The following is a 12,639-nucleotide window of genomic DNA, read 5'->3' as shown; positions in this document are numbered from 1 at the left end:
CCTGAATAAGAAGGCCGCCCGGGCAGGGCGGCCGAATGGCTCAGATGAAGCGCGCGGAGACGCTGCCAAGCCCCTGATAGCGCACGGTGATGTTGTCGCCCGGCTCCACCGATACCGCAGCCGTGATGCCACCGGTCATGATGAAGGTGCCGGCCGGTATGTGTTCGCCGCGCTCTGCCAGCAGGTTGGCGAGCATCGCCACGCTGGACAGCGGATGGCCGAGCACTGCGGCGCCGGCACCAAGTTCTACCACCTCACCGTTCTTCTCCATCACCACGCCGAGGGTGCGCAGGTCGACGTCCTCCAGATTGGCCATCTGGCCGCCGGTGATGAAACGGGTCGAGGAGGCGTTGTCGGCCACCACGCTGATCAGGTCGAACTTGAAGTTCTCGTAGCGCGAGTCGATCACCTCGACGGTGGGGATCACGTAGTCGATCGCTGCAATCACGTCACCGATGTGGCAACCGGGGCCTTGCAGCGGTGCCTTGGTGACCACCGCGATTTCCGCCTCGATCTTCGGATGGATCAGCTTGGAGCAATCCACCACGCCACCGTCGGGCACGCTGAAGTAGTCGGCGAGAAAGCCGTAGATCGGCGTCTCCACGCCCATCTGTGCCATCTTCGCCCATGAGGTCAGGCCCATCTTCAGGCCGACGATCTTGTTGCCGCGCTCCTCCTTGCGCCGGCGGATTTCCCACTGGATGTCGTAGGCATCGGCGAAGGTCATCTCGGGATAATCGTTGGTGACCTTGTGGATGTCATGGGCCTGCAGTTCGGCGTTCTCGATGTGCTCGGCCAGGGCCAGCACCTGTTCGCGGGTCAGGGTACGATTCATGCCTGTTGCTCCTTGCGGGCTGCCAGCAGATCGAGGGCGACGTCGACAATCATGTCTTCCTGGCCACCGACCATCCCGCGCCTGCCCAGTTCTACGAGAATGTCCAGGGTCTTCAGCCCATACTTCGCGGCTGCCACCTCGGCGTGGCGCAGGAAGCTGGAGTAGACCCCGGCATAACCCAGGCCGAGGGTTTCGCGATCAACTCTCACCGGACGGTCCTGCAACGGCCTGACGATATCGTCGGCGGCGTCCATCAGCGTGTAGAGATCGGTGCCATGGTTCCAGCCGAGGCGCTCCGCGGCGGCGATGAACACCTCCAGCGGCGCGTTGCCGGCGCCAGCGCCCATTCCAGCCAGCGAGGCGTCGATGCGGTCGCAGCCCTCTTCCACCGCGATGATGGAATTGGCCACGCCGAGGCTGAGGTTGTGGTGCGCATGCATGCCGGTCTGGGTCTGCGGATTCAGCACCGCCTTGAAAGCGCGCATGCGGTCGCGGATGTCGTTCATGTTCATCGCGCCACCGGAATCGGCCATGTAGATGCACTGTGCGCCGTAGGTCTCCATCAACTTGCCTTGCGCTGCCAGTTGCTCAGCCGGAATCATGTGGCTCATCATTAGAAAGCCGACGGTGTCCATGCCCAGTTCACGGGCATACTCAATGTGCTGTCGCGAGACATCCGCCTCGGTGCAGTGTGTGGCCACGCGCACCGAGCGGGCGCCGGCGTCATAGGCGGCTTTCAGGTCATGCACGGTGCCGATTCCGGGTAATAGCAGCACTGTAATCCGGGCGTGCTGGATCACATCGGCGGCGGCCTCGATCCACTCCAGGTCACTGTGCGCACCGAAACCGTAATTGAAGCTGGAGCCCTGCAGGCCATCACCGTGGGTCACTTCGATGGAGTCGACGCGGGCCTTGTCCAGCGCGCGGGCGATGTCCTGAACATTCTGGATCGAGTACTGGTGACGAATCGCATGGCTGCCGTCGCGCAGGGTTACGTCTGAGATATAGAGTTTCTTGCCGGGGTTGAAGGTCATGGTTCGGTCCTCAGGCGTTCAGCAGCGACTGCGCCATGCGTTCGGCGGTAGCCAGCGCGGCGGAGGTCATGATGTCGAGGTTGCCGGCGTAGGCCGGCAAGTAGTGGGCGGCACCTTCGACTTCGAGGTAGATCGAGGTCTTCAAACCGCTGAATGTGCCGAGGTCTGGGATATGCAGCGGCGCGGATTCGGGAATCACGTCGAACTGCACCTTCTGCTTGAGACGATAACCCGGCACGTAGGCCTGCACGGCGCTGGTCATCTCCTCTACGCTGGCCTCGACCAGTGCCTGGTCGACGGTTTCGGACAGCACAAACACCGTGTCACGCATGATCAGCGGCGGCTCGGCCGGGTTCATGACGATGATCGCCTTGCCCTTGGCAGCGCCGCCGATCACTTCGATGGCCTTGCTGGTGGTCTCGGTGAACTCATCGATATTGGCGCGAGTGCCGGGACCAGCCGATTTCGACGCGATCGAGGCGACGATTTCGGCATAATGCACCTTGGCCACACGCGATACCGCGGCGACCATCGGGATGGTGGCCTGGCCACCGCAGGTGACCATGTTGACGTTGAGTTTGGCGAGGTGCTCTTCCAGATTCACTACCGGTACGCAGTAAGGGCCGATGGCCGCCGGGGTCAGGTCGATCAGGCGGATGCCGGGTTTAGCACGACGCAGCAAGGCATCGTTCTGCACATGGGCGGAGGCGCTAGTGGCATCGAAGACAAAATCGATGTCGGCGAATTCCGGCAGGTTGATCAACCCTTCGACGCCTTCATGGGTGGTCGCCACACCCATGCGCTGAGCACGGGCCAAGCCATCGGAGGCCGGGTCGATACCCACCATGGCCCCCATTTCCAAGTACTGTGCGTTGCGTATCACCTTGATCATCAGGTCTGTGCCGATGTTGCCTGGGCCTATGATCGCTACTTTCAGTTTCTTGCTCATCAGGCTGTCCTCGATCAGATGAAGCGCACGCTGGCGCTGCCGATGCCGCCGATCTCGACGCGCATGAAATCACCGGTCTTGACCGGTTCCAGCGGAACCAGCGAGCCGGACAGGATCACTTCGCCGGCCTTCAGGCCAATGCCGAAGTGGCCGAGGGTGTTGGCCAGCCAGGCCACGCAGTTGACCGGCGAGCCGAGCGCAGCCGCTCCAGCGCCGGTGGAGAGCAGCTGGCCGTTCTTCTCCACCAGCATGCCGCAGGTGACCAGATCGACCTGGCGCGGTGAGACGGCCTGGTCGCCGAGTACGAACAGCCCACAGGAGGCGTTGTCCGCGACGGTGTCCTGGATCTTGATCTTCCAGTCCTGGATGCGCGAATCGACCACTTCGAAGCAGGGGATCACGCATTCGGTGGCGGCCAGCACGTCGGCATTGGTCACGCCCGGACCCATCAAATCATTCTTGAGGATGAAGGCGATCTCGCCCTCGGCGCGTGGCTGGATCAGCCGCTCGCTGATCGGCATGGCTTCGCCGCTGTTGTAGACCATCGCGTCGGTGAGGTAGCCGAAGTCCGGCCGGTGCACGCCGAGCATGTTCTGCACGGCCTTGCTGGTGACGCCGATCTTCTTGCCGATCACCCGCTCGCCGGCGGCGAGGCGCCGCTCCAGCATGCGCAGGGAGATGTGGTAGGCGTCCTCGACGCTGATGTCGAAGCCGCGGCTGGTCAGCGGCGTGACGGTCTCACGCTGGACCATCGCCTGGTAGAGCTCGTCGCCGAGTTCGTTGATCAATGTCTTGTCCATATCGGTCTCTCTCAGGAATGGAGGGCGTCGGCCTCGGCGAGGAAATTCTCGACCAGGCGGGCGAAACGCTCGGCGTGCTCAATCTGGGTCCAGTGGCCGCACTGGCCGAAGACGTGCAACTGGGCGCGGGCGATCCATTCGGCCAGGGTCAGCGAGGCCGCCAGCGGAATCACCTGGTCCTCGCGGCCATGGATCACCAGTGTTTCGTGGGGCAAGGCGCGGATGTCCGCTTCGTCGCTGGCCAGCCCGTCGACCCAGCGTTGGCGCGGGGCCGGGAACATCTGGGCGAAGGATTCCTGAAAGCCGGGGCGGATACTGGCCTGGTAACGCAGCTCGGCCAGCTCGTCGTTGACCAGGTTGCGGTCGTAGGCGAAAACGTCCATCAGCCGGCGCATGCTGGCAAAGGACGGCTCGTAGCCCCAGACAGCATCCAGGCCCGGCGTGATTGGAAAACTCACTCCAACGCTGCCCATCAGCACCAGCCGGCGCACCCGCTCGGGATGCCGGATGGCCAGTGCCAGCGCCAGCCCGCCGCCGAACGAGTTGCCGACGATATCAGCCTGCTGGATGCCGAGGGCGTCGAGCACGCCGATGGCATGCTCGACCCAGCGCTGCTGATGGTACCGACCGTCAGCCGGGCGATCGCTGTAGCCGAAGCCGAGCATGTCCGGAGCGACCACCCGGCGCGTCTGCGCCAGCTGCGGAACGATCCCGCGCCAGTTGGCCCAGGCGGTGACGCCGGGGCCGGAGCCGTGGATCAGCAGGACTGGGAAGCCTTCGCCCTGATCATGCAGGTTGGTGCGGTAGCCGGCGGCGAGGATTTCGCGACCGATTTCAGGGCTTTGCTGCGGTGCGTTCATGACCAGGTCCTCAGAGTTTCACACAGATGTTTTTCAGCTCGGTGTAGAACTCCAGCGAGTGCACACCCCCTTCGCGCCCGATGCCCGACTGCTTGCTGCCGCCGAAGGCAGTGCGCAGGTCGCGCAGGAACCAGCTGTTGACCCAGACGATGCCGGCCTCAATCTGCCCGGCGACGCGGTGGGCGCGCGAAGCGTTCTCGGTCCAGATCGCCGAGGCCAGGCCGTAAGGCAGGCTGTTGGCCAGTTCAATGGCTTCCTCCTCGCTGTCGAACGGGCGGATATGGCAGCAGGGGCCGAAGATTTCCTCGGTGACCACCGCCGAATCGTCGGCCAAGCCGGTCCAGATGGTCGGCTGCACCCAGGCGCCGCCGGCCAGGTGCGCCGGCATCTCCGGCACGCCGCCGCCGGTGACAACGGTGGCGCCGTCGTCGACTGCCTGCTGGTAGTAACTGAGGACTTTTTCACGGTGCTTATGGCTGATCAGCGGGCCGAAATTGGCCTCTGGATCGTTCGGTTCGCCGATCTTCAACGCTTCGGCGCCGGCCTTCAGGCGGGCGACGAACGCGTCGAAGATCGGCCGCTCGACATACACCCGCTCGGTGCCCAGGCAGACCTGGCCGCAGTTGGCGAAGGCCGAGCGCAGGGTGCCCTCGATGGCCTTGTCCATATCGCAGTCGGCGAAGACGATGCCGGCGTTCTTGCCGCCCAGCTCCAGCGACACCTGGCGCACGCCCTTGGCCGCGGCGCGCATGATGGTTTCGCCGGTGCCGGTCTCGCCGGTGAAGGTGTAGGCGTCGACGTCCGGGTGCTCGGTGAGGAAGGCCCCGGCCGAATCGCCGCCGAAACCGTGCACCACGTTGTACACGCCGGCCGGCACACCGGCGGCCTGCATCACCTCGCCGAGCAGGGTGGCGGTCAGCGGGGTTTCCTCGGATGGTTTGACCACCACGCAGTTGCCGCAGGCCAGGGCCGGGCCGACTTTCCAGGTCATCAGCAGCAGCGGCAGGTTCCACGGGCTGATCACCCCGATCACCCCCTTGGGCCGGCGCACTCCGTAGTTGAGTGCACCGGCGCCGTCCGGGGTGGCCATCTCGAAGGTTTCATTGGCAACATTCTTGAGCAGGTCGGCGAACACCTTGAAATTGGCCGCGCCGCGCGGAATGTCGATGTGGCTGGCCAGAGATTTGGGCTTGCCGGTGTCGAGGCATTCGGCCTCGAGAAACTCGTCGAAGCGCGCCGTGATGCCATCGGCCACGCGATGCAGAATCTCAGCGCGCTCGGCCACCGTCATCTTCCCCCAGGGTCCCTTGAGCGCGGCACGGGCAGCTTTGACCGCAGCGTCGACCTCGGCGCGGCCTGCCTCGTGGACGCGGCCGATCACCTGGCCGTTGGCCGGGCTGACATTGTCGAACAGCTTGCCGCTGGCCGAACCGACGAAGGCACCGTTAATGAAATGCTTGATTTCTTTCATCTGCGCAATCTCTGCAATAAGTCGAACCGGGCCTTCAGGTCAGCACGGTCATGAATCGTTCGTTGAGAATGCGGTCGTGGTAAAAGATCGCCTTGCCCAGCTGGTCAGTGGTCCAGGTCACCGGTTTGTGGTCCGGGTAGTTGTAATCTCCCCCGCAGAACACTTCGTTGCGGTTACCGGACGGGTCGAAGAAGTAGATGGTCTTGCCGTGAGTGAGGCCGTGGCGGGTTGGGCCGATGTCGATCGAGGTGTCGGTCATGGAGATCAGGTCGGCGGCGCGAAGCACGTCTTCCCAGGTTTCGAGGTGGAAGGACACATGATGGAGGCGGCCTTTTTCCGGATGGTGAATGAAGGCCACGTCGTGGGCCTTGGTCGACAGGCTGAGGAACTGGGCGACGCGCGTGCCATTTTCGTCCAGCACCTGTTCGGCCAGATAGAAGCCGAGCACCTTGGTGAACAGGTCATAAGTCGCCGGCAATTGGTCGCCATACATGAGGGCGTGGTCGAAACGCACAGCCGCCATACCTTTCAAATCGCGCGGCCATGCCTCGGGATTGACCTCATTCACACCCCACTTTCCAGTATATTCCTTGTCTGCATACAACTCGAAGTGATGCCCGGAGGATGCCTGGAAGCGCACGCGACGGCCACAGCCCCTGAGTTCTCCGGCGGGAATGGTCTCGATCAGGCAGCCGTAGTCGATCAGGTCCTGGGTCAGACGGACCAGGCACTCATCATCGATCACCTTGAAACCCATGAAATCCATGCCCGGCTCATCCGCTTCACGCAGCACCAGGGAAAACTTGTCCACTTCGGTCCAAGCCTTGAGATAGACACGGCCCTGATCGTCACGGTCCATCTCGATTAGGCCCAGCAACTCGACGTAGTGTTCCAAGGCCTTGCTCATGTCCAGTACACGCAGCTGCACATGGCCGGGGCGCATTACACCTTTGTTCATGACGTCACCTTTTCTCTGTTGTCAGGTTTGTTTCCGCCAACGTGGCGAAAGTACTCGATGGTCAAGTCGGTTTGCGGAAACACTTGACAGGCCAGGGCCAGGCCTTCGGCGGCAGCCTTGGCCGGCACGTGACCGCGGCTCATGCGTCCGCTCCGGTAGGCTCCGCTGAGCACCCGCACTCTACAAAGGCCGCAACCGCCGCCGCGACAGCCCACCGGTATGCAGCGCTTGCCCTGGGCTTCCATGGCGCGCAGCACCGACTGGCCCTCCGCACAGCGGAATGACTGGCCGCTTAGCACTTCGCACACCTCGTAGCCGGCGCTGTTCATATTCATCCCAGATACACTAAACATGACGGAAGTATCTCCCAACAGCTCTGGGTGATGCCGGCATAGCCCCGAAAATGAGCGTCAGGGATCTTATGTACGTTGCTTCTGCGCATGTCGATTTCTCTTCTTAACCAGACATAAGGGTCAACCGAGGTCTCCTCCTGCCACCGGAAGAGTCATACCGGTGATGTAGGAGGCGGCGTCAGAAGCAAGGAATAGAATAGCTTCGACCTGCTCATCAATGCTTCCGTAGCGTTTCATAAGGCTGCTGTCGAGGGTCTGGTCGACGATCTGCTGGTACCAGACCTTCTCCTGCTCACTCGGCTCGGCGCTATTGCGCGGGATCCGCCGTGGCGGCGCCTGGGTGCCACCCGGCGCGGTGGCGTTGACGCGGATGCCGCGCTCGGCGGTTTCAAAGGCCAGGCAGGCGGTCAGGGCGTTAACGCCACCCTTCGCCGCGCCATAAGGCACGCGATGGATCCCGCGCGTGGCAACGGAGGAAACATTTACGATGGCGCCACTGCCCTGCTCGAGCATTGGCGGCAGCGCGGCGTGGCAGCACCATAGGGTAGGAAACAGTGAACGCCGCACTTCGGCCTCGATCTCGTGTTCCTGGTAATGCTCGAATGGCTTAGCCCAAATGGTGCCGCCAACGTTGTTGATCAGAATGTCCAGACGACCGAAGCGCTCGAGCGCCGCCGCCATCACCCGTTGGCAATCGGCGAACTGCTCAAGGTCGGCGGTCAGGGTCAGCACCTCAGCGACTCCGACCAGTTCGTCGGCCAGCTCATGTATTAGCTCGGAACGGTCGACCAGCAGCAGCCGACCTCCTTCGGCCGCCATCCGTTCGGCCACGCGGCGACCGATGCCCTGGGCAGCGCCGGTGATAACGGCAGTCTTGTCCTGGAAACGTTTGTTCATGAACCACCTCGGTTGTGTAGCCCAGATGCAATTTTGGGAAAGTTCGCAGGAAACATGGGCTCTACCAGGCCGTTGAAAAAAGCCAGAGCCCGCGTGGCTCTGGCAAAATGGCGGCCATCCTCTTCTGCCGAAGCCAGCCCAAGCCGATGCGTGGACTCGACCTCAAACAAAACGAGCTGTTCAGTTATACGACGCTGGAGCAGCGCATCCCGAACGATCACCCGCTGCGTCCCCTGCGAGGCCTGGTCGATACCGTTCTGGCTTCGATGGATCGGGACTTCGACGGGCTGTACTCCACCCTGGGACGGGCCTCGATTGCGCCGGAGCGGCTGCTGCGCGCCTCGTTGCTGCAGGTGATTTACACCATTCGCTCCGAGCGGCAGTTGGTCGAGCAGATTGATTTCAACCTGCTGTTTCGCTGGTTCGTCGGCTTGTCGATGGACGAGCGCATGTGGGATCACTCGACCTTCAGCCAGAACCGTGACCGCTTGTTCAACCAGGATGTAGCGCGGCTGTTCTTCCAGCGCATCAAGTCGCTGGCCGCATGGTCCGAGTACGCCAGCAACGAGCATTTCAGCGTCGATGGCACGCTGATCGACGCCTGGGCCTCGCACAAGTCCTTTATCAAGAAGGATGGCGGCGACCCACCGGAGGATGGCACGCGCAACCCCGATGCCGACTTCAAGGGCGAGAAGCGCAGCAACGCGACCCACCAATCGACCAGCGATCCCGAGGCCCGGCTGGCGCGCAAGAGCAATGGCGATGCCAGTCGTCTGGCGCACATGGCCCACACGATGATGGAGCACCGCAACGGTCTGATCGTGGATGTGGAATGCACCGAGTTCAATGGACGTGCCGAGGTAGAGGCGGCGCTGGAGATGCTGGAGCGCACGGCCAAGCCGGGCAGCACGGTAGGTGCAGACAAGAATTACGACCAGAAGCGTTTCGTGCAGAGGGCGCGCGAGCTGAAAGTGACACCGCATGTGGCGCAGAAGCGCAAGGGCAGCGCCATCGATGGGCGCACCACGCGGCATCCGGGGTATGCCGCCAGCCAGAAGATCCGCAAGCGGATCGAAGAAGGTTTTGGCTGGCTGAAGACGGTTGGCGGCCTGCGCAAGACCAAGCTGATCGGTCGCGCCAAGCTGAGTGCTCAGTTATTGCTGGGTTTCTCGGTCTACAACCTGATCCGACTGGGTAGCCTGTCGGGTTGGTGGCGAGGATCGCATGTATAGGGCGAGTTACGCCCAAAAAACGCCGAAAGGCGTGAACGTGGTGCTGAAACCTGTCAAAAAGGCCTGAAGTCAGGCCTTGTGTGGACTCCGTTAGGCCAAAGCGCTTGAAAAAGCGCCAAACCGGACGGGTTGGGGCAGTTGAAGCCGAGTTTTTCAACGGCCTGCTACTGCACGAATAAAACAGGCCCGCTCACCAAGTAAGCGGACCAAAGGAGCCTCTAGGCGCTGGCGGCGAACTTCTCATAATAGAAATTGGCCGGCTGGATGCCCTGTGCGCGAATGTACTGACTGACCGCCTCGACCATTGGTGGCGGACCGCAAAGGTAGACATCTACCTCACCGCCGTTGAGGTGTTTGGGCTCGATGTACTGGGTCACATAGCCCTTTTGCGGATAGGCGCTGTCCGGGCTGGCGACGCAGGCGCTGTAGCTGAAGTTGGGAATGCGCGCGGCGAATGCCTCTAGCTTGTCCATTTCGACCAGGTCGTGGTCATGGGTGACGCCGTAGATCAGATGGAGCGGGTGCTCGCTGCCCTGCTCGGCGATCTTCTCCAGCATCGCGGTGAACGGCGCTAGGCCGGTACCACCCGCCAGCAACAGCAGCGGCCGCTTGATCTCGCGCAGATAGAACGCGCCCAGCGGTCCAGCCAGACTGACGCTATCGCCGACCTTGGCGAGGCTGGTCAGGAAGCTGCTCATCAGCCCGCCCGGCACGTTGCGGATCAGGAAGCCGACCTCGCCATCCTTTTGCAGCGAGCTGAAGGAATAGGCGCGGGTCTGGTCGCTGCCCGGCACTTGCAGATTGACGTACTGGCCCGGCAGAAACGCCAACTGGTTCAGCGATGCGCTTTTGATAGACAGCGCGATGGTGCTCTCGGACAGCTGACGCACGTTGCTGATCGCTGCCTGATAGCTGGCCTGCTGGGTCTTACAGACGTCCGATGCGGCCGGAACGCGAATCACGCAGTCGCTTTCGGCGCGCATCTGGCAGGTCAGCACGTAGCCCTGCTCGGCTTCGGCTTCGCTCAACGCATCCTCGATGTATTCCTCGCCGAGGTCGTAGCGGCCGCTCTCGGCGAAGCATTTGCAGGCGCCGCATGCACCGTTTCGGCAGACCATGGGTAAATTGATGCCTTGGCGGTAGGCAGCATCAGCAATAGTCTCGCCAGCATTAGCATCGATGAAACGAGTGACGCCGTCTTCGAAGTTCAGTGCAACCTTGTGTGTCATGGCGGCACCTCAGACGTGGTATACATCGATGAACTGGCGGACGTAGTCGTTCTTCAGAACGACCTTCTTGGCCTTAATCAGCGGGCTCTCGCCGCATGTGTCGAGGGTGCAGAAGTTGGTGCCAAAGAAGTGGTCCACCGTCTTGTACCGGTAATTCAAGGTGTACCAGTTGTAGCGCAGCTTACAGAAGCCGTCGGACTGCTCGAGCAACTCCAGATTGCTGATGTTGTGGCTGGTTCGGGTGTCCGGAATGGTGGCACTGGAGCGCTCGGTCTTGATGCGGAACACCCGATCCTCTAGGCCACCGCGATTGCCGTACCAAATCAGCGAGATCTGGCTCTGCGGGTCTTCGGTCAATTGGTCGCGGTCGTCCCAGGCCGGCATCCAGAAAGTGGCGTCCGGCGCGTACATTTCCAGCCAGCTATCCCACTGCTTGTCGTCGAGGTAGCGTGCTTCGCGGTAAAGGAAATCGCGCACGGCTTCGTAGGAGATAGTCATTTACGCGCCCTCCGCATGGATCAGCCGATCCTGTTCGGCCTTGACGGCCCTGATCATCTGCTGTTGCCAGTACTTGTGCTGCATGACGAACAGGCCCTCGTCCTCGATACGCGGGCCACTCATCAGCGGGTGCAGATCAATCCCCCTAGCAATTTCGTCGGGGCCGTCGATCCAGTGCGTCGCCCCACGGGACATATCGTTCATTCCCCTGCCGGCGAAGCCCTGCTGGCAAGCGCGGAATTCTTCAAGGTCGTCCGGGGTGGCCATGCCGCTGACATTGAAGAAATCCTCGTACTGACGGACGCGGCGGGCACGCGCCTCGGCGCCCTCGCCTTTCGGCGCGATGCAGTAGATGGTGATTTCGGTTCTATCCACCGACAGCGGACGGGTGATACGCAACTGCGAGCCGAACTGGTCCATCAGGTAGAGGTTCGGGTAGAGGTTCGGGTAGAGGCAGAGGTTGCGGGAGATACCGATCATCCAGTCGGCACGGGCTTCACCAACCTCACTGGCTAAGCGATCTCGATCAGCGAACAGCGGACGGTCTGCCGGGTCGGGCCAGCGCGCCCAGATCATCTGATGGCCGTTTTCAAAGGAGTAGAAACCACCGCCACCCTTGCCCCAGCTACTGGCGCTCATGGCGCGAATATCATCGCCCGCTTCTCTCAGCTTGCGCTGCTGCTGGGTGGCGGCGTAATTCCAGTGCACAGTGCTAACGTGGTAGCCGTCGGCCCCGTTCTCGACCTGCACCTTCCAATTGCCTTCGTAAACATAGGTGCTGGAACCGCGCAGCACCTCCAGACCTTCGGGCGATTGGTCGACGACCATGTCGATGACCTTCCTCGACTCGCCGAGGAATTCTTCCAATGGGGCGACGTCCTCGCGCAGGCTGCCGAACAGAAATCCGCGGTAGGAAGCAAAGCGCGCAACTTTCTTCAGGTCGTGCGAGCCGTCACAGTCGAAGCTGTCCGGATAGCCGGCGCCCTTGGGGTCTTTGACCTTGAGCAGCTTGCCCGAATTGCTGAAGGTCCAGCCGTGGAACGAGCAGGTGTGGGTGGCCTTGTTTCCACTCCTAAAGCGACAGAGCGTGGCGCCGCGGTGACTGCAGGCATTGATGAAGGCATTGAGCTCACCATCTTTGTTGCGTGTGATGAATATCGGCTGCCGGCCCATCTGCGTGGTGTAGTAGTCGTTCTTCTCGGGAATCTGGCTCTCGTGGGCGAGATAAATCCAGTTACCCTCAAAGATGTGTTTCATCTCTAAATCGAACAGCCGAGGGTCGGTGAACATCTCGCGCTTGCAGCGGTAGATGCCCTCATTCTCATCTTCTTCAACGAGGCTATCAATATAGTCGAGACCCAGGTTCATTTTCGTGCCTCCATTATTATTGTTTCAGTTGCATAAAGCCTAAGAGCTAGCCCGAAAAATTCATCGGGGGTTGGCGGATGTAGCGTAAAGCCATGATTTGACGTATGATTTGGTTGCTTAATCCGATCAACGTCATTTCTGGAGAGCTACACCCG

The 12,639-nt window shown here is 61.7% G+C and carries 13 protein-coding genes; 1 reads left to right on the top strand and 12 read right to left on the bottom strand.

The genetic code is table 11. The features are described 5' to 3' along the window. Window positions 1–40: 40 nt before the first annotated feature. The 9 genes from dmpH to BLV47_RS32885 form a co-directional block, all read right to left on the bottom strand. Window positions 41–835: a 2-oxo-3-hexenedioate decarboxylase gene (dmpH, locus tag BLV47_RS32925; RefSeq protein WP_059392972.1), complete on the bottom strand. Its 795-nt coding sequence runs from the start codon at window positions 833–835 to the stop codon at window positions 41–43. Then, entirely contained in the window at window positions 832–1,869 is a 1,038-nt protein-coding gene (gene dmpG / locus BLV47_RS32920) for a 4-hydroxy-2-oxovalerate aldolase (RefSeq protein ID WP_003448357.1), read from the bottom strand. Before dmpG ends, dmpH begins: the two co-directional genes overlap by 4 nt. A gap of 10 nt (window positions 1,870–1,879) precedes the next feature. Continuing rightward, window positions 1,880–2,818, bottom strand: coding sequence for an acetaldehyde dehydrogenase (acetylating) (locus BLV47_RS32915; protein ID WP_003448356.1), 939 nt, complete (start codon window positions 2,816–2,818; stop codon window positions 1,880–1,882). A gap of 14 nt (window positions 2,819–2,832) precedes the next feature. Then, window positions 2,833–3,618, bottom strand: coding sequence for a 2-oxopent-4-enoate hydratase (gene dmpE, locus BLV47_RS32910; protein WP_092320679.1), 786 nt, complete (start codon window positions 3,616–3,618; stop codon window positions 2,833–2,835). Window positions 3,619–3,629: 11 nt separating this feature from the next. Further along, window positions 3,630–4,478: an alpha/beta fold hydrolase gene (locus tag BLV47_RS32905; RefSeq protein ID WP_059390751.1), complete on the bottom strand. Its 849-nt coding sequence runs from the start codon at window positions 4,476–4,478 to the stop codon at window positions 3,630–3,632. A gap of 10 nt (window positions 4,479–4,488) precedes the next feature. Then, entirely contained in the window at window positions 4,489–5,949 is a 1,461-nt protein-coding gene (locus tag BLV47_RS32900) for a 2-hydroxymuconic semialdehyde dehydrogenase (protein ID WP_059390750.1), read from the bottom strand. A gap of 34 nt (window positions 5,950–5,983) precedes the next feature. Next, entirely contained in the window at window positions 5,984–6,907 is a 924-nt protein-coding gene (locus BLV47_RS32895; protein ID WP_059390749.1) for a catechol 2,3-dioxygenase, read from the bottom strand. Continuing rightward, window positions 6,904–7,236: a 2Fe-2S iron-sulfur cluster binding domain-containing protein gene (locus BLV47_RS32890; RefSeq protein ID WP_059390776.1), complete on the bottom strand. Its 333-nt coding sequence runs from the start codon at window positions 7,234–7,236 to the stop codon at window positions 6,904–6,906. Before BLV47_RS32890 ends, BLV47_RS32895 begins: the two co-directional genes overlap by 4 nt. A gap of 144 nt (window positions 7,237–7,380) precedes the next feature. Beyond that, window positions 7,381–8,157 (bottom strand): 1,6-dihydroxycyclohexa-2,4-diene-1-carboxylate dehydrogenase, encoded by a 777-nt coding sequence (locus tag BLV47_RS32885; RefSeq protein WP_003452491.1) that lies wholly within the window; start codon window positions 8,155–8,157, stop codon window positions 7,381–7,383. 146 nt (window positions 8,158–8,303) lie between these two features. On the opposite strand from BLV47_RS32885, the gene BLV47_RS32880 reads away from it, so the two are divergent. Beyond that, window positions 8,304–9,389, top strand: coding sequence for an IS5-like element ISPst12 family transposase (locus BLV47_RS32880; RefSeq protein ID WP_011913346.1), 1,086 nt, complete (start codon window positions 8,304–8,306; stop codon window positions 9,387–9,389). Window positions 9,390–9,607: 218 nt separating this feature from the next. On the opposite strand, the gene benC is transcribed toward BLV47_RS32880, so the two are convergent. Genes benC through benA form a run of 3 tightly spaced genes read right to left on the bottom strand, consistent with a single transcriptional unit; the run spans window position 9,608 to window position 12,484 of the window. Then, entirely contained in the window at window positions 9,608–10,618 is a 1,011-nt protein-coding gene (gene benC / locus BLV47_RS32875; RefSeq protein ID WP_037018498.1) for a benzoate 1,2-dioxygenase electron transfer component BenC, read from the bottom strand. Between the two features lie 9 nt (window positions 10,619–10,627). Next, window positions 10,628–11,116, bottom strand: coding sequence for a benzoate 1,2-dioxygenase small subunit (benB, locus tag BLV47_RS32870; protein WP_003452498.1), 489 nt, complete (start codon window positions 11,114–11,116; stop codon window positions 10,628–10,630). Further along, entirely contained in the window at window positions 11,117–12,484 is a 1,368-nt protein-coding gene (gene benA, locus BLV47_RS32865; protein ID WP_092320678.1) for a benzoate 1,2-dioxygenase large subunit, read from the bottom strand. It abuts the gene before it with no gap. Window positions 12,485–12,639 lie beyond the last annotated feature (155 nt).

This window comes from Pseudomonas saponiphila (assembly GCF_900105185.1).
GTDB classification, from domain to species: domain Bacteria; phylum Pseudomonadota; class Gammaproteobacteria; order Pseudomonadales; family Pseudomonadaceae; genus Aquipseudomonas; species Aquipseudomonas saponiphila.
This window is presented reverse-complemented; position numbering and strand designations above follow the sequence as displayed.